18 protein-coding genes are annotated in these 20,906 nt (G+C 65.2%); 16 read left to right on the top strand and 2 right to left on the bottom strand.

Annotation, left to right across the window (positions count from 1 at the left end; all coding sequences use genetic code 11):
- The first annotated feature begins 64 nt into the window (after positions 1-64).
- On the top strand, positions 65-1,405 hold the full coding sequence (locus QMB55_RS05935) for an MATE family efflux transporter (RefSeq protein WP_497587760.1): 1,341 nt from the start codon (positions 65-67) through the stop codon (positions 1,403-1,405).
- Positions 1,406-1,550: 145 nt separating this feature from the next.
- Here QMB55_RS05935 and QMB55_RS05930 read toward each other — a convergent pair whose 3' ends face one another.
- The gene (locus tag QMB55_RS05930; protein WP_497587759.1) at positions 1,551-3,338 is read right to left on the bottom strand and encodes a M61 family metallopeptidase; all 1,788 of its coding nucleotides are present in this window, start codon (positions 3,336-3,338) and stop codon (positions 1,551-1,553) included.
- A gap of 174 nt (positions 3,339-3,512) precedes the next feature.
- On the opposite strand from QMB55_RS05930, the gene QMB55_RS05925 reads away from it, so the two are divergent.
- The 4 genes from QMB55_RS05925 (at position 3,513) to sucD (ending at position 8,402) form a co-directional block, all read left to right on the top strand.
- Positions 3,513-5,528, top strand: coding sequence for a methyl-accepting chemotaxis protein (locus QMB55_RS05925; RefSeq protein ID WP_497587758.1), 2,016 nt, complete (start codon positions 3,513-3,515; stop codon positions 5,526-5,528).
- A 202-nt stretch (positions 5,529-5,730) separates the two neighbouring features.
- Complete coding sequence (locus QMB55_RS05920) at positions 5,731-6,294, top strand: DUF2889 domain-containing protein (RefSeq protein WP_497587757.1); 564 nt, start codon at positions 5,731-5,733, stop codon at positions 6,292-6,294.
- A 42-nt stretch (positions 6,295-6,336) separates the two neighbouring features.
- Positions 6,337-7,497, top strand: a complete 1,161-nt coding sequence (sucC, locus tag QMB55_RS05915) for an ADP-forming succinate--CoA ligase subunit beta (RefSeq protein ID WP_497587756.1) — start codon at positions 6,337-6,339, stop codon at positions 7,495-7,497.
- A gap of 11 nt (positions 7,498-7,508) precedes the next feature.
- Positions 7,509-8,402: a succinate--CoA ligase subunit alpha gene (gene sucD / locus QMB55_RS05910; protein WP_497587755.1), complete on the top strand. Its 894-nt coding sequence runs from the start codon at positions 7,509-7,511 to the stop codon at positions 8,400-8,402.
- Between the two features lie 81 nt (positions 8,403-8,483).
- On the opposite strand, the gene QMB55_RS05905 is transcribed toward sucD, so the two are convergent.
- The gene (locus tag QMB55_RS05905) at positions 8,484-9,683 is read right to left on the bottom strand and encodes a carbonic anhydrase (RefSeq protein ID WP_497587754.1); all 1,200 of its coding nucleotides are present in this window, start codon (positions 9,681-9,683) and stop codon (positions 8,484-8,486) included.
- Positions 9,684-9,856: 173 nt separating this feature from the next.
- On the opposite strand from QMB55_RS05905, the gene QMB55_RS05900 reads away from it, so the two are divergent.
- The 11 genes from QMB55_RS05900 (at position 9,857) to trpC (ending at position 20,790) form a co-directional block, all read left to right on the top strand.
- Positions 9,857-10,825 (top strand): ornithine cyclodeaminase family protein, encoded by a 969-nt coding sequence (locus QMB55_RS05900; RefSeq protein ID WP_497587753.1) that lies wholly within the window; start codon positions 9,857-9,859, stop codon positions 10,823-10,825.
- An 88-nt stretch (positions 10,826-10,913) separates the two neighbouring features.
- On the top strand, positions 10,914-11,744 hold the full coding sequence (locus tag QMB55_RS05895; RefSeq protein WP_497587752.1) for a Stp1/IreP family PP2C-type Ser/Thr phosphatase: 831 nt from the start codon (positions 10,914-10,916) through the stop codon (positions 11,742-11,744).
- Between the two features lie 78 nt (positions 11,745-11,822).
- On the top strand, positions 11,823-12,515 hold the full coding sequence (locus QMB55_RS05890) for an FHA domain-containing protein (RefSeq protein ID WP_497587751.1): 693 nt from the start codon (positions 11,823-11,825) through the stop codon (positions 12,513-12,515).
- 90 nt (positions 12,516-12,605) lie between these two features.
- A complete protein-coding gene (locus QMB55_RS05885) occupies positions 12,606-13,373 on the top strand; it encodes a 3',5'-cyclic-nucleotide phosphodiesterase (protein ID WP_497587750.1) in 768 nt (255 codons plus the stop codon).
- A 101-nt stretch (positions 13,374-13,474) separates the two neighbouring features.
- On the top strand, positions 13,475-15,085 hold the full coding sequence (locus QMB55_RS05880) for an HD domain-containing phosphohydrolase (RefSeq protein WP_497587749.1): 1,611 nt from the start codon (positions 13,475-13,477) through the stop codon (positions 15,083-15,085).
- 110 nt (positions 15,086-15,195) lie between these two features.
- Positions 15,196-15,897: a ribulose-phosphate 3-epimerase gene (gene rpe, locus QMB55_RS05875; protein WP_497587748.1), complete on the top strand. Its 702-nt coding sequence runs from the start codon at positions 15,196-15,198 to the stop codon at positions 15,895-15,897.
- Positions 15,894-16,622 carry a phosphoglycolate phosphatase gene (locus tag QMB55_RS05870; RefSeq protein ID WP_497587747.1) on the top strand — a complete coding sequence of 243 codons (729 nt, stop codon included), beginning with the start codon at positions 15,894-15,896 and terminating at the stop codon, positions 16,620-16,622. Before rpe ends, QMB55_RS05870 begins: the two co-directional genes overlap by 4 nt.
- Positions 16,623-16,856: 234 nt before the next feature.
- The gene (gene trpE, locus QMB55_RS05865; RefSeq protein WP_497587746.1) at positions 16,857-18,332 is read left to right on the top strand and encodes an anthranilate synthase component I; all 1,476 of its coding nucleotides are present in this window, start codon (positions 16,857-16,859) and stop codon (positions 18,330-18,332) included.
- Positions 18,333-18,353: 21 nt separating this feature from the next.
- Positions 18,354-18,926, top strand: a complete 573-nt coding sequence (locus QMB55_RS05860) for an aminodeoxychorismate/anthranilate synthase component II (RefSeq protein ID WP_497587745.1) — start codon at positions 18,354-18,356, stop codon at positions 18,924-18,926.
- Positions 18,923-19,972 (top strand): anthranilate phosphoribosyltransferase, encoded by a 1,050-nt coding sequence (gene trpD / locus QMB55_RS05855; RefSeq protein ID WP_497587744.1) that lies wholly within the window; start codon positions 18,923-18,925, stop codon positions 19,970-19,972. The genes QMB55_RS05860 and trpD overlap by 4 nt, the downstream gene beginning before the upstream one ends.
- Positions 19,969-20,790, top strand: a complete 822-nt coding sequence (trpC, locus tag QMB55_RS05850; protein ID WP_497587743.1) for an indole-3-glycerol phosphate synthase TrpC — start codon at positions 19,969-19,971, stop codon at positions 20,788-20,790. Before trpD ends, trpC begins: the two co-directional genes overlap by 4 nt.
- Positions 20,791-20,906: the final 116 nt, after the last annotated feature.

Here is a 20,906-nt window from a genome sequence, read left to right as displayed (position 1 = left end):
GTAAATCGGCTAGCCTGCGGGTTTTGCCGTTTCACGGCGCTCCCGTTTTCTTGCCCCGACGCGCATGTTCATTGCCCAACTCCGCCTGATCCTGACGCAAGCCCTGCCGATGCTGGTGGCGCAGGTGTCGTCAATGGGCATGATGATCATCGACACTGTCCTGCTCGGGCACTACGGCACCGAAGATCTGGCGGCGGTGGCGATCGGCAGCGGCATCTACATCGCCGTGCTCTTTGCGCTGGTCGGCGTCGTCCAGGCCGTCGCCCCGGTCGTTGCGCACCACAAGGGCGGCGCTCGCGACGGCGCGATCGGCGACGCGCTGGTGCAGAGCTTCTGGCTGGCGCTGCTGCTTGCCGTGCCGTGCGTCTGGGTGATCGCCCATCCGCAGCCCTTCTTCGCGCTTACGTCGATGTCGCCCGCGGTCGAAGCCAAGGTTCTGGCCTACATGGGCGTCCTCGCCTGGGGCGTGCCGGCGGCGTTGCTCTACCGCGCGATCTACGCCTTCTGCAGCGCGCTGGGCGAACCGCGCGTGCTGATGCGCATCGCCCTGGCCGGCACCGCGCTGCACGCCCTTGTGGCCTGGCTGCTGGTCGGTGGCCGGGCCGGCCTGCCGGCGCTCGGTGGCGTCGGTTGCGCCTTGTCGAACGCCGCGGTGAACTGGTTCGTGCTCGTCTGCGGCCTCGCCTACCTGCGTTACAGCCCGGCCTTTTCGGGCTATCGCTTGTTGCGCCAGTGGTCCTGGCCGCGCCCGGCGGTGCTGCGCGACTTGCTGCGCCTCGGCTTGCCGATGGGGATGTCCTACTTCGTCGAGGTTTCGAGCTTCACCTTGATCGCCTTGTTGGCCGCCGAACTGGGCGCCGCGGCGGTGGCCGGCCACCGCATCGTCGGCAACCTGGCGGCTTTGTGTTACATGCTGCCGCTGGCCGTGGCGATGGCCACGCTGGCCCAGGTCGGGCTGGCGGCGGGCGCCGGCGACGCGCGGCGGGCGAAGATTTCGGCGCTTGCCGGCGGCGTGCTCGCCGCGGCTGCGTCGACCTTGCTCGGCGGCTTGCTTTGGCTGGCCAAGGGGCCGGTGGTCGAGGCCTACAGCAACGATCCGGCGGTGCGGGCGGTGGCCTTGGCGATGATCGGCTACCTCGCCCTGTGCCAACTCTTCGACGCGGTGCAGACGGTGGCGGCCTTTGCCCTGCGCGGTTACCGCGTGACCTTCGTGCCGATGCTGGTGCACATCGCCTGTTTCTGGGGCGTCGTCCTTTTTGGCGGCTGGTGGCTCGCCTTCCGTGCGCCGACGCCGCTGGGTCTCGCGGGCTTCTGGATCGCCGCGCTCGCCGGCCTTGTCGTCTCTGCGCTGCTGCTCGGCAGCCTGCTCTGGCGAGTATCGCGGCGCTGGGGCGGAGCGCTTTGAACGACGAAACGCACGAAGCGCATGAAGCGCGCGAAGCCTCGAAGGCTCGAACGCGATGACCGCCGTGTTGCGGAGTTCACGATGGCGTCGTGCGCGTGGAGCCCTTCCTGCTTAATCGATAGCGTGCCGCAACGCGCCGCCGATCTCAGCCGCCCAGCCAGGCGCGGCGCAGGGCGTTGGGCTTGGCCGCCGGGGTCAGGCGGGCGCTGTCGGCGGGCGGAGCGGCGAGGGTGAGGGTAAAGCGCATCAGCTCGTCGCGGCGGAAAGCCATCATTTCAACCGTCTCGCCCGGGCGCTTGCGCCCCAGCAGCACGTCGAGGTTGATCGGCGTGACGCGCAGACCGTCGAGGGCGACGAGCGCGTCACCGGCCGAGAGCCCGGCGGCGTGCGCCGCGCCCCCCGGATAAACGGTGGCGAGGACGAGTTCACCGTTCTCGGTCTTGGTCCGGACGCCCAGATCGACGCCGCGCTTGGCTTTCGGGTCGGCGATCCACTCCAGCCGCACGCCGGCCCCGGCGAGCAGGCGCTCAAGCGGCAGTTCGCGCGTGCCTTCGGCATAGTCGGCGAAGAAACGCTTGAGCGAGAGGCCTGAGCGTTCCTCGGCGATCTTCCGGATGTCGTCGTCGCCGACGCCGATCCCGGTCTGGCCGTGGCGGCGCCAAAGCTCGCGCATGATGTCGTCAAGCGAAGTCCGGCCGGTGGCGCGCAGGGTGAGGTCGAGTGCAAGGCCCAGCAGCGCGCCCTTGGCGTAGTAGCTGACGACGGCGTTCGGCGTGTTCTCGTCCGGGCGGTAGTACTTGATCCAGGCGTCGAAGCTCGATTCGGCGAGGCTTTGCAGCTGCCGACCCGGCGCCTTGCGCACCGCGCCGAGGGTGTCGGCCAGCAGTTCGAGCCAGCCAGCGCGGTTGATGACGCCGCTGCGCAGGAGGAAGAGGTCGTCGTAGTAGGAGGTAAACCCTTCAAAGGCCCACAGCAGCGGCGTGTAATTCTCGCGCTCGAGGTCGTAGGGGACGAAGGCCGCGGGCTTGATGCGCTTGACGTTCCAGGTGTGGAAATACTCGTGGCTGCACAGGCCCAGGAAGCGGCGGTAGCCGTCACTGATCCCGGCATCGCCGCGTGCCGGCAGGTCGGCGCGTTTGCAGATCAGCGCGGTCGAGGCACGGTGTTCGAGGCCGCCGTAGCCGTCGCCGATGGCGGTGACGAGAAAGACGTAACGCGCCATCGGCGCCGGGCGGCCGAAGAAGTCGATCTGCGCGGCGCAGATCTTGGCGAGGTCGGCGGCCAGACGCTCGGTGTCGCAGTCGTGCCGGCCGGTAATCGCCACTTCGTGGGGCACGCCGCCGGCTTCGAAGCTGAAATGGGTGAAGGTGCCCATCTCGACCGGATGGTCGATCAGTTCGTCGTAGTTGGCGGCGCGGTAGAGGCCGAAGCTCAATGCCTTGGCGGCGCCGCGCTCTCCACGTTCTCCGCGTGCCGGCGGGAGCGAAGTGGCCACGCGCCAGCCCTTGAATTCGCGCCCGGCCGGTGGCTGCAGGTCGACGAGGCAGGGCGCGTCCTCCTGGCCGAGCACGCGCAGGAAGACGCTGGTGCCGTTGAAGAAGCCGTGTGTCGCGTCGAGGTGGGTGCCACGTACCGAGAGGTCCCAGGCGTAGACGGTCATGGTCACCGTCAGCGCGGTGCCATTCTTGACCGGCGCGGCTTGCCAGGTGTGCTTGTCGAGCTTGTCGAGGCGCACGGGTTTGCCGCCGGCTTCGGCGCGGATGGCGATCACATGGCGGGCGAATTCACGAATCAGGTAGCTGCCCGGAATCCACGCCGGCAGAGCGAAGCGCTGGCCACCCGCCGCAGGGCAAGGCACGGTGCAGCTGACTTCGAAATGGTGTGCGGCAGGGTCGGCCGCGAAAATGCGATAGCGGAGGGGCGTGAGAGACATGAGGGGTCCGGGAAAATACGGGTTGGCGGGGGGCGTTTCCGGGGATAAGTTTGCAGTTGGGCCGTAGACGAAGGCGGCGCGCCGTGGATGAGGGCGAGCACGGAAAAAGGACAGGCATCAGTCAGGAGTCGCTCATCATCATATCAATCCTGCTGCGAAAAGACGGAGTTCGCCATGCACGCTTTCTTTTCTCCCGCCGTGGCCTTGATGAACCGTTTGCGCTACGCAGCGAAGTTCATGGTGCTCGGTGGTTTGATGCTGTCGGTGATTGCCTTCTTGCTGGTAACGCTGATCCTCACTCGGGTACAGAGCATGGTGAGCACGCAGCACGAACTGGATGGGCTGCGTTGGCTCGAACGCGTGAATCGTGCGGTTGAAGTGGCCCAGCAGCATCGCGGTCTGTCTTCGGGGGTTTTGAGCGGTAACGCTTCGATGCAGGCGTCGCGCGCAGCAAAGGAAAAAGAAGTCGATCAGGCGCTGGAGGCGGTTTCTGTCGAGTTGCCCTCGAGTCTGAGTGTCAGCCCGCGCTGGCAGGCCGTTCGTGCCGATTGGGCGGAGATCCGGGGGCGCGGCTTGAGCTGGTCGGCGGCCGAAAGCGTCGAGCGGCATACGCAATGGATCAATCGCCTGCTGTTGTTCATGGTCGATGTCGCGGATGAGTCGGAGCTGACTCTGGAAGGGGAGATGGGGTTCTACTACCTGATGGACACCATTGTCACCAAGTTGCCGGCGATGCTTGAACCGATCGGGCTGACTCGGGCCCGCGGCACGGCGATTCTGACGCGCAAGAGCATGTCGATGGCACAGCGCGTGGAACTGATTACGGGCGTTGCCCAGATCGAGGTCGCGCAACGGACCCAATTGCTGAACACGGAAAAAATCGCATCTTCCATGCCACAGGTCGCCCAGGCGCTGAAGGATGGGCGGCGGGAGTTCGACGCCAACGTCCAGAAAGTGCTCGGCATAGTGCGCGACGAAGTGTTGAGCGAGAAGTACGGGATTGGTCCGAACGACTATTTTTCTACGACCACCGCTTTGCTCGATCAGGGCTACAAGCTCATGAACGGGGTTTTGCTTCCCTTGCTCAAGGATGGCCTCTCCGCACGGCGCTCGGCCTTGCAGCGCGAACTCGTCGGCGTGGTCGCGCTGTCGCTCGTCGTGCTTGGCGTGCTGTTGTATCTGGGCTGCGGCATCTACCTGTCGGTGCGCAACAGCGTGGCTTCGTTCCAGCAGGGTGCGCAGCGGCTCGCGGCCGGCGATCTCTCCGTTGAGTTCGCCGTCGAGGGGCGCGACGAATTGCACCGGGCCGGTGCCGATTTCAATGCCATGGCGCTTGCTTTGCGGCGCTTCGTCGGCGAGTTGAAGGACAACGTGAACGAATTGCGCACGGCGGCCGATACACTGGCGACAAGCAGCGAGCAGATTGCCAAGGGCTCTGCACTGGAGAGCGAGTCGGCGGCCGGGATGGCGGCCTCGGTCGAGGAGATGACCGTTGGCGTCGACACCATTGCGCACAATGCTCACGAGGTGCAGACGCTCAGCGACGAGTCGGCCGAGTTGGCCGGGCGCGGCGGCGACATCGTCGAACACGTGGTCGCCGACATCCGCGAGATTGCCACCGCGGTCAACCATGCGGCCGAGACGGTCGAGGCGCTGGGGCAGCAGTCGGGGCGGATTTCGGCCATTGTCGGTGCGATCCGCGAGGTGGCCGGGCAGACCAACCTGTTGGCGCTCAACGCGGCGATCGAGGCGGCGCGGGCCGGCGAGGCCGGGCGCGGCTTCGCCGTCGTTGCCGACGAAGTGCGCAAGCTGTCCGAGCGCACGGCGCTTTCGGCGCAGGAAATCTCGGGCATGATCGAGGCCGTGCAGGCTGGAACCTCGGCCGTGGTTGCCGGAATGGGGGACGGGGTGGCGCGCGTGGCGCGCGGCGTCGAGCAGGCCGGCCTTGCCGGGCAGGCGATCGGCGACATCCAGGTGCGGGCGCAGCAGGTGCGCGAAGCCGTGGCCGGAATCAGCAACTCGCTGCGCGAGCAAAGCTCGGCCAGCAACGAGCTGGCGCGCAATGTCGAACGCATCGCACAGATGGCCGAGGAGAGCAACGCCGCCGTGCAGGGTAGCCTGGATACCGCGCGGCGCCTGCATCGGCTCGCCTTGTCGCTGGACGAAGGGATCGGTCGCTTCAAGCTCTGAAGCCGCCAGGAACACGGGAAAAGCAAAAAAATGAACGTTTTAGCCGACCCGGGCTCAAACCCGTCCTTCTCGCGAGGTTTTGCGGACGAGTCAGGGTGGAAAAATCCATACGGGTTTCCCACAAAGCCCGTCCCGCAAGGGCTTGCGCCCAAGTGTGCTAGATTGCGCGTTGCTTTGGAAATAAACAATCCCGCCTGACGTCATGCCACTTTTACCCCCCACCGCTCCCCGTGTCCGCCTGCATCAACGCCAGGTCACGCTCGACGGCTACAAGCGTGCCGACGGGATGTGGGACCTCGAGGCGCACCTCGTCGATTGCAAGGACCAGACCTATCGTCTGGCCTCCGGCGTGCGTCAGCCTGGCGAGGCAGTGCATGACCTCTGGGTGCGGGTGACGATCGACGGCGAGATGAACATCCTGGCGGCTGAAGCCAGCGCCGACGCCACGCCGTACCCCGGCTTCTGCGATACGATCACGCCGGCCTACCGGCGGATCGTGGGACTCAACCTGTTTCGCGGTTTCCGCCCTGCGGTGCGCGAATTGCTCGGTGGGACGCACGGGTGTGCGCATCTGAGCGAACTCTTGATGTTCCTGCCGACGGCCGCCCTGCAGACCTTTGCCAGCGAGATCAGCGAAGACGACGATCAGGACGGCCAGCCGCCCTACCAGATCGACCGCTGTCACGCGCTGGTTTCCGATTCGGACGCGGTAAAACGCTATTACCCCCGCTGGTACCGCGACCAAAGCCCCGGACAGGGGGCATAACCTGTCCGCAACACGTCACTTCATTCCAAACAAGGATGGCGCATGAAAATTCATGAATATCAGGGAAAAGAGCTGTTGAAGAAATACGGCGTGGTCGTTCCGCGCGGGATTTTCTGCCAGTCGGTCGATGAGGCGGTGCAAGCCGCGCAAACGTTGGGCGGTAGCGTCTGGGTGGTCAAGGCCCAGATCCACGCCGGTGGCCGCGGCAAGGGCGGCGGTGTGAAATTGGCCCGCTCGCTCGACGAAGTGCGGGCGCACGCGCAAGCCATCCTCGGCATGCAGCTCATCACCCACCAGACCGGCCCGGAGGGCCAGAAGGTCCGTCGCCTGCTGATCGAGGAAGGCGCCGACATCAAGAAAGAGTATTACCTTGCGGCGCTCACCGATCGGGCGACCCAGAAGGTCGCGGTGATGGCCTCGTCGGAAGGCGGCATGGACATCGAGGAAGTGGCGCACGCCACCCCCGAGAAGATCCTTAAGGAATTCGTCGATCCGCTGCTCGGCATCACCGATGCGCAGGCGCTCAACCTGGCACGGGGCATCGGCGTCCCCGAGGCCTCGCAAGGCAAGGCGGTCGAGCTGATCAAGAACCTCTACGCCTGCTACATGGAGACCGATGCCTCGCTGGCGGAAATCAATCCGCTGATCCTCGAAGGCAACGGCAACATCAAGGCGCTCGACGCCAAGTTCAACTTCGATTCCAACGCCCTGTTCCGCCATCCCGAGATCGTCGAGATGCGCGACCTCGACGAAGAGGATGCCGACGAGATCGAGGCCTCCAAGTTCGACCTCGCCTACATCTCGCTCGACGGCAACATCGGCTGTCTGGTGAACGGCGCGGGCCTGGCCATGGCCACCATGGACACGATCAAGCTGTTCGGCGCCGAGCCGGCGAACTTCCTCGACGTGGGCGGCGGCGCGACGACCGAGAAGGTCACCGAGGCCTTCAAGATCATGCTCAAGAACCCCAAGGTCAAGGGCATCCTGGTCAACATCTTCGGCGGCATCATGCGTTGCGACACCATCGCCAACGGCATTGTCACCGCCGCGCGCGAGACGCATCTGGCCGTGCCGCTGGTGGTGCGCATGAAGGGCACCAACGAGGATCTCGGCAAGCAGATCCTGAAGGAATCCGGCCTGCCGATCATCTCCGCCGACACCATGGCCGAAGCGGCCCAGAAGATCGTCGACGCGGTCAAGTAAGGAGTTACTGAATGTCCATCCTGATCAATAAAGACACCAAGGTCATCACCCAGGGGATCACCGGCAAGACCGGCCAGTTCCACACCGAGAAGTGCCAGGAGTACGCCAACGGCAAGAACTGCTTTGTCGCCGGGGTGAACCCGAAGAAGGCGGGCGAATCGATCTTCGACATCCCCATCTACGCTTCGGTCAAGGACGCCGCGTCGGCCACCGGGGCGACGGTTTCGGTCATCTACGTGCCGCCGGCCGGCGCTGCGGCGGCGATCTGGGAAGCCGTCGAGGCCGACCTCGATCTGGCGATCTGCATCACCGAGGGCATCCCGGTGCGCGACATGCTCGAGGTGCGCAACAAAATGAAGCAGAAGGAAGCCGCTGGCGGCAAGAAGACCCTGCTGCTGGGCCCCAACTGCCCGGGGCTGATCACGCCCGATGAAATCAAGATCGGCATCATGCCCGGCCACATCCACCGCAAGGGCCGCATCGGCGTCGTTTCGCGCTCCGGCACGCTGACTTACGAAGCCGTCGCTCAGCTGACCGAACTCGGCCTCGGCCAGTCGTCGGCGGTCGGCATTGGCGGCGACCCGATCAACGGTCTCAAGCACATCGATGTGATGCGCATGTTCAACGACGATCCCGACACCGACGCGGTGATCATGATCGGCGAGATCGGCGGGCCGGACGAAGCGGAAGCCGCGCGCTGGTGCAAGGAACACATGAAGAAGCCGGTGGTCGGCTTCATCGCCGGTGTCACCGCGCCTCCCGGAAAGCGTATGGGCCATGCCGGCGCGCTGATTTCGGGCGGAGCCGACACCGCCGATGCCAAACTGGCGATCATGGAAGAGTGCGGCTTTACGGTTACCCGTAACCCGTCCGAGATGGGGCGCTTGCTCAAGTCGCTGCTCTAAAAAGGATTTCGGGCCGCCTCGCGCGGCCATTTCCGACCCGGGCCGGAGCTTGATGCTCCGGCCTTTTTCATGCCTCAGCGCCTAACGGCTTTCCTTGATCGTGCGGCCGTTGAGGGGCTGCACCGGGCGGGCGTTGTTCTTGTACAGGGTGGCGAAGCCCGAGAGCTGTTCGCTGGAGAGCTGGATCGGCGTCTTGAGCACCAGCCAGAGCACACCTTCGCTGCACGGCGGCGTAGTGAGCGAGCCCATGAAGGTGTAATACGCGCGGCGGGACGGCAACAGCTGCGCGGGATCGATGCGCACGTCGCTGCGGGTGACGGGTTTTTCCTTCTCCAGTGGTAGGTGGTTCCACACGGTGCGGATCAGCGGGTGTGGCTTCTTGCCCGCCTCGATCAGCACGGCGACGACCGCCAGGCGGCCGTCCTTGGCCTGGTGCACGAGGTGGGCCGACATGGCGTAGGCCTTGCCGTTGATCTTCTCTTCGCTCGGGCGGTGGAAGTGGAACTGCTTGAGCTCGAAGCGTTCACCGTCAACCACGAGGTGGCCGCCGCCTTCGGTTTCAACCTTGATCGTGTGGCCGTTGTCCTCAAGGCTGAGGGGGATCGGCGTGTAGGCGAATTCGAGTTCAGGCAGGTCGGCACGCACGCTCTTTTTCAGGTCGATCGGCGATTGTCGTTGGCCGACGCTGCAGGCCGCGTAGAGGTGGCTCAGGCTGCCCCAGCGCTCGGGGCCATTGTCCCCGGAGTAGCTCCAGTGCGGCGGCGGTGGAGGCGGCGGGGGCGGGGGGGCTTTCTTGCCCTTTTTGACGGGCGTGGGCGGCTCCTCGGGCGGCGGCGGAGGGGGCGGCGGGGGCGGTTCGGCGGGCTTGGGCGGCGGGGTGCAGGCCCGGCGCAGTACGGCTTCCAGGCGAGAGTCGGGGGCGACCGGCATTGCTTCGCGCTCGTCGTTGGCTTCGCTCTTCAATTCGCTGCCGTCGGCCGCTTCGTAGCGCGTGTGCAGAACGGTGGCCTCGCGCTTGGCGCAGTCGAATTCGTTCAGGACGAGCACGCGCTGGAACGAAAACGCGCCCGAGTCGACAACTTGCGGGCGGGCAAAGCTGGTGCGGTGCCAGAGCCTGACCTTGCCGGCGGCGGGGCGGACGAGGCTGGTCGTGTCGATCTCGAGCTTGGCCTCGTCGCGCTTGGCGGCGGGGCTCGGCACCGGGCTCCATTGGGCCGCCTGGAGGGCGGTCGCGGAAAGTAGAAGCGGCAGCAGCAGGACGAGGTGCGGAGCTTTGGGCATGGTCGGCGAGGGTTGCGGAATTGAGCGCAATCAAAAGGGCATGACGTAATGGTAGCCGATGGCGCTTCAGGGCGCGCGTCTTGGCGCACAAGCGCTGCGCCGTCGGCATGAATGCCGCTAGAATGACCGCTATTTCTGCAAGCGCGGCCGGCGGGCCGCAGACGGAGGAAAGCATGGCCCTTTACCTGGATGAAGCCACCGTTTCGGATTTGATCGACATGCCCATGGCGCTGGCCGCAGTCGAGGAGGCGCATCGCGAACTGGCAAGCGGCAGCGCAATCGACGTGCCGCGCCAGCGGACGCGCCTGCCGAAGTCGGCGCTGCACCTCCTGCAGGGGGCCTTGCCGACGCGCGATGCGATCGGTTACAAGGCCTACACGACGAGCCGCGAAGGCGCGCGCTTCCTGGTTCACCTGTTTTCCGCCTCGACCGGTGCCCTGCGCGCCGTGCTGGCCGCCGATCGGCTGGGAATGATGCGCACGGCGGCGGTGTCGGGCTTGGCGACCCGCCTGTTGGCGCGCCCCGAGGCCGATGTGCTCGGCCTCTTTGGCGCGGGCTGGCAGGCCGAAGGGCATCTTGAGGCGATTGCCGCCGTGCGCCCCTTGCGCCTCGTCAAGGTGCATGCGCGCAACCCTGAGCGCCTCTCGGCATTCTGCGCCCGCATGGGCGAGCGGTTCGGCGGGCGTGGTCTCCGCGTCGAAGCCTGTGCTTCGGCAGAAGCCACGGTGCGCGGCAGCGCCATCGTCAGCACCGTGACCACGGCCACCGAGCCACTTTTCGACGCGGACTGGCTGGAACCCGGAACCCACCTTAATGCCGCGGGATCGAATGCGCTGATCCGGCGCGAAATCGGGGAGGACGTGGTGCGCCGTTGCCGGCCGGTGGTCGTCGACAGTCTCCCGACTGCGCTCAAGGAAGCGGGCGACCTGCTGCCCCTGCTCGAGAAAGGACGCTTGGCCGAACGGCAGTTGGTCGAACTCGGCGACATCCTGCTCGGACTGCGGCCCGGGCGGCAGGCGGCGGACGACATCACCCTGTTCGAATCCCAGGGGCTCGGGCTGCAGGACATTGCCCTGGCCGTCCGTGTCGAAGCGCTGGCGCGCGAACGTGGGCTGGGCGTGGCTTTGCCCTACGGGGCGTGATCGCGGTGAAGCGGTGTCAGTGCTTGCCCCGGCTCGGGCCCGGGGCTAAGCTGCCCTTGGCCTTGACGGCGTGGAGAAGGAGGGCGGGGTGAGCGGGACTTTGAGCGACGCACTGGAAATCGTTTTGCGCACCGACACAGGCCGCGTGCGCGAACACAATGAGGATGCCGTCTTCGCCAATCCACACCTCGGCTTCGTCGTGTTGGCCGATGGCATGGGCGGCTACAACGCGGGCGAGGTGGCCAGCAGCATGGCGACCACCCGTCTTGCCTCCGAACTCGAATCCGCGTTGGCCGCCCGGGCGCCGCATGCGACTGACGGGCCGGGCGGCGAGGCGTTTGCCGGGCAGTGTCTGCGTGATGCAGTGGCCGATGCCAATGCAGCCATTTTTCAGGCCGCGCAAGACGAGGCGGGGTACGCGGGCATGGGCACCACCCTGGTCGCCGCCCTGTTTTTCGACGACCGCGTGGCGGTCGCCCACGTCGGCGACTCCCGCCTGTACCGCCTGCGCGACGGCACGCTGAGCTTGTTGACGCACGACCATTCGCTGCTGCAGGAGCAGATCGACAGCGGCCTTTTGAGCGCCGAGGAGGCGCGCCACTCGCTGAACCGCAATCTGGTGACCCGTGCCCTGGGTGTCGATCCGTTGGTCGAGGTCGATCTGGCCGAGTATCTGGTCCTGCCGGACGACCTTTACCTGCTGTGTTCGGACGGGCTGAACGACATGGTGCCGGATGAGGAAATCGCCCTGGCCTTGCAGACCCTTTCGGGCCACCTCGAACTGGCGGCAACGCAACTCGTCGAGATGGCCAACGACCAAGGTGGACGTGATAACGTTTCGGTCATTCTGGTCAAGGTGCGGCAGGCCTATCCGGCCCCCGGCACGTGGTGGCAGGCATTCAAGGCGCGCTTCGGTTGACGAGCGTTTCCTTTTCGCGAGAGAAGCATGGCGAAAAGAAATACGGCAGGGAATAAAAACGAAAAGGAACGACAGGTGATGACTAAGCTGATTCTGAGCATGGATGGGCTGGTTCTCAAAGAGATCGCGCTGAACAAGGAGCGGATGACGATCGGCCGGCGCGCCAGCAACGACATCCAGATCGACAATCTGGCGATCAGCGGCGAGCACGCGGCGATCGTCACCATCCTCAACGACTCCTTTCTGGAAGACCTGAACAGCACCAACGGGACCTTGGTGAACGGGCAGCCGATCAAGAAGCACTTTTTGAAGAATGGCGACGTTGTCGAACTCGGCAAGTACAAACTCAAGTACATCACCGAGCAGGCGCCGAGCAACGAAGGGGCCGATTTCGAGAAAACCATGGTGCTGCGTCCGAGCGCGCTGGCGGCTGCGGCCGGTGCGCCGGTCTCAACCGCGCAGCCGCCGGCCGCTGTCCCCCCGGTCGCGGGGGCTCCGGTGAGCGTTCCGCAGGCGGCGGTGCAAGTCCTCAATGGCGGCAACGCCGGGCGCGAACTCGAACTGACCAAAACACTGACCACCCTCGGTCGGCCCGGCGTCCAGGTGGCGGTGATTGCCCGCCGCCCGCACGGTTACTTCATTACCCATGTCGAAGGCGCGCAGTATCCGGTCATCAACGGCCGGGCGATCGACGCCCAGGCGCATCCGCTCAAGGATCATGACGTGATTGAGCTGGCGGGCATCAAGATGGAATTCTTCCTCAAGGGCTAGGAGCGAACCGTCCGGAGGCTCGGTACTCGAACGCGCCGCCCGTGCGCACTTCGTTCTGGAGGGCGAGCGGCGGCGACTGTGGAGGCTTGAATGAGGGTCAGGATACTCGGTTGCAGCGGCGGGATCGGGGGGCATCATCTGCGGACCACGTCGATGCTCGTCGATCACGATGTGCTGATCGATGCCGGGACCGGCGTCGCCGACCTTTCGCTTGAGGCGCTGGCGCAGATCGATCACGTTTTCGTCACCCACTCGCACCTCGATCACATCGCGGCGCTGCCGCTGCTGGTCGATACCGTCGCCGACCTGCGCGAAGCGCCGCTGACGGTGCACGCGCTGCCGGAAACCCTGGACATCCTGCGCCAACATGTCTTTAACTGGGCAATCTGGCCGGATTTCAGCGAGATTGCCGTGCGCACTCAGCCGGTCATGCAGTACCAGCCGATCGAGGTCGGCGAAACGCGGCGGCTCGGTGCGCGTGCGATCACCGCGTTGCCCGCCGTGCATACCGTTCCGGCAGTGGGGTATTGCCTTGACTCGGGTGTCGCCAGCCTGGCCTTCACCGGCGACACCACCCGCAACGACGCTTTGTGGCCCCTGCTCAACGCAACCGAGAACCTGCGCTACCTGCTCGTCGAAACCGCGTTTTCCAACCGCGAGCAACGTCTGGCCGAAGTGTCCAAACACCTGTGCCCATCGTTGCTGGCGGCCGAGCTTGCCAAGCTCAAGCACGATGTCCAGGTCTATGTGTCGCACCTCAAGCCCGGGCAAATCGAGCTGGTCATGGGCGAGATCGCCGAGTGCGCGGGGCAGTTCCGGCCGCAGTTGCTGCAGACCAATCAAGTCTTCGAATTCTGAACGCCAGGGAGAGCGCCGATCTGTGCCAGGTGTCGCGGGGGATTGGGGCAGCGGAATGGAGGGCGAGGGCAGCGATGCCCGGTGGGGAGATGGAGGTCGGCATGGAGACGATGGAGGACCTGTTCCGCCGCTTCGAGCGGCTTAACGCGATTGGTGCAGCGCTTTCCAACGAGCGCGACCTCGACCGCTTGCTGGAGAACATCCTGCTTGCCGCCAAGTCGATTACCCACGCCGACGGCGGCACCCTCTACCGGGTGAGTCAGGATAAGCGCAGCCTGCGCTTTGCGATCGTGCGCACCGATACGCTTGGCATCGCCTACGGCGGCACGAGCGGGGCGCCGCCTGCGGCACATTTCGGGGACCTGCCGCTGTACCTCGAGGACGGCAGTGAAAACAACTCGCTGGTTGCGGCCTATTCAGCTCTGCACAAAGCAACTGTGAATATCGCCGACGCCTATGTCGCGCAGGGCTTCGATTTTTCCGGGACGCGCCGCTTTGATCAGACGACGGGCTACCGTTCGCAATCTTTCCTTACCGTGCCGCTCAAAAATCACGAGAACGAGGTCACCGGTGTCCTGCAATTGATCAATGCGCTCGATCCGGACAGTGGCGCGGTGCGCGAATTCTCGGCCGCCGATCAGCGGTTGGCCGAGTCGCTGGCGTCGCAGGCGGCGGTGGCGCTGACCAACCGGCAGTTGATCGTACAACTGGAGCGTCTGTTCGAGTCGTTCATTGCCTTGATCAACATCGCCATTGACGAAAAATCGCCCTATACCGGCGGGCATTGCCAGCGGGTGCCGAAGCTCACCATGCTGCTTGCCGACGCCGCGGATGCCGAAAAAACGGGGGCGCTGGCCGATTTTTCGATGGACGACAAGGATCGCTACGAGCTCAAGATCGCCGGCCTGCTGCACGATTGTGGCAAGGTGACGACGCCGGTGCATGTCGTCGATAAAGCCACCAAGCTGCAGACGATCTTCGATCGCATCGACCTGATCGAAACGCGCTTCGAGGTGCTGCGCCGCGATTGCGAAATCGACCGCCTGCATGCCCTGCTCGACGGGACGCCGGCCGACGTTGCCGCCGCGCAGCTGGCGGTGCGGCTGCGGGCCATCGACGCGGACAGGGCTTTCCTGCGGCAGACCAACCGCGGCGTGGAGGCGATGCGCCCCGAGGATCAGGAGCGGGTTCGGCGCATCGCGCGCGAATACCGCTGGCTGGCACCGGACGGCTGCGAGCGTGATTTCCTTTCTCCCGAAGAGGTTGAGAATCTGACCATCCGTTCGGGAACGCTGACCGCCGCCGAGCGCGAGGTTATCAACTATCACATCGTGGCGACCAACAAGATGCTCGAGGCGCTGCCCTGGCCCAAGCATCTGGCGCACGTGCCCGAGTATGCGGGCGGGCACCACGAACGCATGGACGGCAAGGGTTATCCGAAAGGACTCTCGCGCGAGGAAATGTCGATCCCGGCGCGCATCATGGGCATCGCCGACATTTTCGAAGCGTTGACCGCCGGCGACCGGCCGTACAAGCACGGGATGCGTTTGTCCGAAGCGCTGCGCATTCTGCGCAAGTTCCGCGACAACGGGCACATCGATCCCGACCTGTTCGAGGTTTTTGTGCGGCGCCGGGTCTATCTCGATTACGCCCGCGTCTGTCTCGACCCGGCGCAGATCGATGCCGTGGACGAATCCGAATTGCTCGATTGAGCGCGGGGTGTCGGAGTTTGCGCGGGCCAATCGCTGCTTTTGCGGCAGTTCTGACTCGGTTTGAACCCGATTCGCGCTAAAATCCGGTTTTTGCCCTGCGCGCCTGCCCCATGTTCGTTCTCGCTCCCAGCATCCTGTCCGCCGATTTCACCCGTCTCGGCGCCGAAGTGACCGACGTCATCGCCTCGGGCGCCGACTGGATTCACTTCGACGTGATGGACAACCATTACGTGCCCAATCTGACGGTCGGGCCGATGGTCTGCGCGGCGATCCGGCCGCTGACCACGGCGACGATCGACGTGCACCTGATGGTCAAGCCGGTCGATCGCATCATCCCCGATTTTGCCAAGGCCGGGGCGAACATGATCACTTTCCACCCCGAGGCGTCGGAACATGTCGACCGCAGCCTGTCATTGATCCGCGAGCAGGGCTGCAAGGCGGGGCTGGTGTTCAATCCGGCGACGCCGCTCGAGTATCTGGATTACGTCATGGATAAGCTCGACATGATCCTCTTGATGGGGGTGAATCCGGGCTTCGGCGGACAGGCCTTTATCCCGTCCACGCTGGACAAGCTGCGTGCCGCGCGGGCGCGGATCGATGCCTACGCCGAGAAGACCGGCCGGCGCATCCGCCTGCAGATCGACGGTGGCGTGAAAACCGAGAACATCGCCGAGATCGCCCGTGCCGGGGCCGACACCTTTGTCGCCGGCTCCGCCGTTTATGGCGCTGCGCGCTCGACCGACCCGCACCGTTACGACACCGTGATCGCCGCCCTGCGCGCCCAACTGGCCGTGCTTGGAGGCGCCAAATGAAACAGGACGCTTGCAACATGATGCCGCAGACTCAGGCCGCCGCGACGCTGGCCGTTGATGCCGTGCTTTTCGATCTCGACGGAACGCTGGTCGACAGCGTCGCCGACCTCTATCTGGGCGTCTGCGGCATGCTGCGCGACCTCGGTCGGCCCGAGATTCCGGTCGAGGACGTGCGCGCCTACGTCGGGCGCGGCATGCACAACCTGGTGAAGCGCGTCCTGGCCGGTTCGCTAGACGCGATCGACGATCCGGCCCCGGCGCCGCAGCATGCCGTCGATAGTTTCCGCAAGCATTACGCCGAGGCCAACGGCAAGCACGCGACGTGCTACCCCGGCGTCATCGAAGGCCTGCAGATGCTCAAGGCCAAGGGGATTCCGATGGCGGTGATCACCAACAAGCCCGATGCCTTTACTTTGCCGCTGGTCGAGCAGTTAGGCCTCGCCGGTTTCTTTGATGTCGTCGTCGGCGGCGACCGTTTCCCACGCCAGAAGCCTGATCCCATGCCGCTGATCTGGACTTGCGGCCGGCTCGGTGTGGCGCCCCGCCACACGCTCTTCGTCGGCGACTCGGTGAACGATTTTCTTGCCGGTCGGGCGGCGGACTGTCACGTCTACCTCTTGCCTTACGGCTACAACGAGGGCAAGGATGTACGGGAACTCGCCTGCGATGCTATAGTCCCAACCGTGGCGAGCGCCGCTGAGCGCATCGTCAAACGGCAATCCTGATTCATCACGAATTTAAACGGCATACGAGACTCGGTTTCCCCAACCATGTCCCTGCTTCGCGAAAACCTGCAAACTGCGCCCGCGTTCTGGGCGGAGGCGTGGCCCTGGCGGCCCTGCCGCTGACATTCGCCCGTACTCCTGGCGCGCGAGCCGTGGCGCGCCCACCCCGGCGCCTTTGCGGCGCCCCGTTTGCAGACCTGCACCCCGCGTGCAGACCCGTTCGTGGAGCATCCAATGACCGAATCGTATTTCAACCGCTTGGCGGCCGAGGGCTATAACCGCATTCCCGTTACCCTCGAGACTTTCGCCGACCTCGACACGCCGCTGTCGATCTACCTCAAACTGGCCAACGGCCCTTACACCTACCTGCTCGAATCGGTGCAGGGCGGCGAGCGCTTCGGGCGCTACTCGATCATCGGCCTGGCCAGCCCGACCCGCCTGGTGGTCAATGCCCATCAGGTGCTGGTCCTGACCGGCGACCGCATTGCTGAACGCGAGGACGACACCAACCCACTCGACTTCATCGGCAAGTTCATGAAGCGTTTCCGCGCCGCGCCGGCGCCCGGCCTGCCGCGCTTCTGCGGCGGTCTGGTCGGTTGCTTCGGCTATGACACCGTACGCTACGTCGAAACGCGCCTGACCCGTACGCGCAAGGCCGACGAGCTCGGGACGCCGGACATCGTCCTCCTGCTTTCGGAAGAGATCGCCGTCGTCGACAACCTCACCGGCAAGCTGACGCTGGTCGTCTATGCCGAGCCCGGCGTTCCTGGCGCCTACCAGAAGGCGCAGGCGCGCCTGAAGACGCTGCTCGCCAAGCTGCGCGAGCCGGCGGCGATTCCGGCCGAAACGCCGCAATCCTCGGCGCCGGCCGTGTCGCTCTTCGGCGAGGCGCACTTCAAGCAGGCGGTGGAGAAGGCCAAGCGCTACATCACCGAGGGCGACATCATGCAGGTCGTCCTCTCGCAGCGCATGAGCAAACCTTTCACGGCGAGCCCGATGGCGCTCTACCGCGCGCTGCGTTCGCTCAATCCGTCGCCGTACATGTTCTATTTCGACTTCGAGGACTTCCACGTCGTCGGCGCTTCGCCGGAAATCCTCGTGCGTCTCGAAGGCGACGCGGTCACCGTGCGTCCGATCGCGGGAACGCGCAAGCGCGGTGCCTCGTTCGCCGAAGACCAGGAACTCGCCGCCGAACTGCTGGCCGACGAGAAGGAGCGCGCCGAGCACGTGCAGCTCCTCGACCTTGGCCGCAACGACGCCGGTCGCGTCTCCAAGGTCGGCAGCGTGCGTGTGACCGAGAACATGCTCGTCGAGCGTTACTCGCACGTGATGCACATCGTCTCCAACGTCGAAGGCAAGCTGCAGCCGGGGCTGGATGCGCTCGACGTGCTCAAGGCGACCTTTCCGGCCGGGACGGTTTCCGGTGCGCCCAAGGTGCGGGCGATGGAGATCATCGATGAACTCGAGCCCGTCAAGCGCGGCATCTACGCCGGCGCGGTCGGCTACCTCGGCTTCCACGGCGACATGGACCTGGCGATCGCCATCCGCACGGCCCTCGTCAAGGACGGCAAGCTGCACGTTCAAGCCGGCGCCGGGATTGTCGCCGACTCCAACCCCAACGCTGAATGGCAGGAAACCGAGAACAAGGCGCGTGCGGTGTTGCGCGCTGCCGAGCTGGCCGAACAGGGCCTCGATACACGTCTCGACTGACCCCGGCGAAAGGATACGACCATGCTGCTGATGATCGACAACTACGACTCCTTTACCTACAACCTCGTGCAGTACTTCGGCGAGTTGGGGCAGGAGGTGAAGGTTTACCGCAACGATGCCATTTCGCTCGCCGAGATCGCGCGCCTCAACCCGCACTACCTCGTCATCTCGCCCGGGCCGTGTGCCCCGGCGCAGGCGGGGATTTCGCTCGCCGCGATCCGCGAATTCTCGGGCAAGATTCCGCTGTTGGGCGTCTGCCTTGGCCATCAATCCATCGGCGAAGCCTTCGGCGGGCGTATCGTGCATGCCCAGCGCTTGATGCACGGCAAGGTTTCGCCGGTGCTGCACCACGATGTCGGTGTTTTCAAGGGCTTGCCCAATCCGCTCACTTGCACGCGCTACCACTCGCTGGCCATCGAACGGGCGACGCTGCCCGAGTGTCTGGAAATCACCGCCTGGACCGAGGACGGCGAAATCATGGGCGTGCGCCACAAGACGCTGGCGGTCGAGGGCGTGCAGTTCCACCCTGAGTCCATTCTTACCGAGCGCGGGCACGACCTGCTGGCCAACTTCCTCAAGGAGCACGCGCAATGAAACCCCAGGACGCCCTGGTGCGGGTCATCGAGCACCGCGAGATCTTCCACGACGAGATGGTGGCCTTGATGCGCCAGATCATGGGCGGCGAGGTTTCGCCGGTGATGATCGCGGCGATCCTGATCGGCCTGCGCGTGAAGAAGGAAACCGTCGGCGAGATCGCCGCCGCGGCGCTGGTGATGCGCGAGCTGGCGACGCGCATTGAGGTTTCCGACGACGCCAATTTCGTCGATATCGTCGGCACCGGCGGCGACGGTGCGCACACTTTCAATATTTCGACGGCGGCGATGTTCGTCGCCGCCGCAGCCGGTGCCAAGGTTGCCAAGCACGGCAATCGCGGTGTTTCGTCGAGTTCGGGCAGCGCCGACGTACTCGAAGCGTTCGGCGCCAACATCCAGCTGGCACCAGCGCAGGTGAGCGAGTGCCTAGCCGAGACCGGCATCGGCTTCATGTTTGCGCCCAACCACCACGCGGCGATGAAAAACGTCGCCCCGGTGCGGCGCGAAATGGGCGTGCGCACGATCTTCAACATCCTGGGGCCGTTGACCAATCCGGCCGGCGCGCCCAATTCGCTGCTCGGCGTCTTTCATCCCGACCTCGTCGGCATTCTGGTGCGCGTGATGCAGCGCCTGGGCGCAAGGCACGTGCTCGTGGTGCACGGCAAGGACAATATGGACGAAGTCTCGCTCGGCGCGGCAACCATGGTGGGCGAACTCAAAAATGGGGAAGTGCGCGAGTACGACATTCACCCCGAAGATTTCGGCCTCGCCATGCAGTCGAACCGCAGCCTGCGCGTGGCTGGGGCTGCCGAGTCGAAGGACGTCGTCCTCGCCGCCCTCGGCGATGCGCCGTTGAGCGTGCCGTCGGCGGTCGAGCACACGGCGCGCGAGATCGTCCTGCTCAATGCCGGTACGGCGCTCTATGCAGCCAATACGGTCGATTCGATCGGTGCGGGCATTGCCGCGGCGCGCGAAGTCGTCGCCAGCGGCGCGGCTCGCGCCAAGCTTGAACAGTTTGTCGCCGTGACCCGGAGGCTTGCGTCATGAGCACTCCGAACACGCCGGACATCCTGAAGAAGATCGTCGCGGTCAAGCACGAGGAAGTCGCGTCCGCGCAAAGTGCTGTTCCGCTGTTTGCGGTGCGTGCGGCGGCCGAAGCCGCGGCGCGTGACAACCCCGCGCGAGACTTTGCCGGTGCCATCGTCACGCGTGCGGCCGCCGGGTGCGCGGCGGTGATCGCCGAGATCAAAAAGGCCAGCCCGAGCAAGGGCGTGCTGCGCGCCGATTTTCGTCCGGCCGAGATCGCCGCCGATTATGCCGCGCACGGCGCGGCGTGCCTCTCGGTGCTCACTGATCGGGCGTTTTTCCAGGGCGCCCCCGAATACCTGCACGCGGCTCGTGCGGCTTGCGCACTGCCGGTGCTGCGCAAGGACTTTCTCGTCGATCCGTATCAGGTTTTCGAAGCACGGGCGATGGGGGCCGACGCCATCCTGCTGATCGCCGCCGTCCTCGATTTGCCGACGATGCGCGAATTCGAGGCCATCGCCCAAGCGCTGGGCATGGCGGTCCTGGTCGAAGTGCATGATGCGGCCGAGCTTGACCTTGCGCTTCAGCTCGAGACCCCGCTGCTCGGGATCAACAACCGCAACCTACGCACCTTCGAGGTCAGCCTGCAGACCACTCTGGATCTCCTGGCGCGCATCCCGGCGGGGCGTACGGTGGTGACCGAAAGCGGTATTCTGGCGGCGGTCGACGTTTCCTTGATGCGCCGAAATGGCGTTCACGCCTTCCTTGTCGGAGAAGCTTTCATGCGTGCAGCGCATCCCGGGGCGGCGCTTTCGGAGCTCTTCTCCGTCGTCGTTTGACCCGTTCGGTGCGGCGGTTTTTTTGCACCGTCGAGCGATCGCTCCGACATTCTTTTCGGTGTCGGGTGCTACCTGGCGCGCAGTGCGCGAAGCCCCGCCTTGGCGGGGCTTATGCA

The sequence above is a fragment of the Propionivibrio sp. genome, assembly GCF_041441355.1.
Taxonomy (GTDB): domain Bacteria; phylum Pseudomonadota; class Gammaproteobacteria; order Burkholderiales; family Rhodocyclaceae; genus Propionivibrio.
The sequence above is the reverse complement of the archived record's forward strand: the minus strand, read 5'-3'. Positions and strand labels throughout refer to the sequence as shown.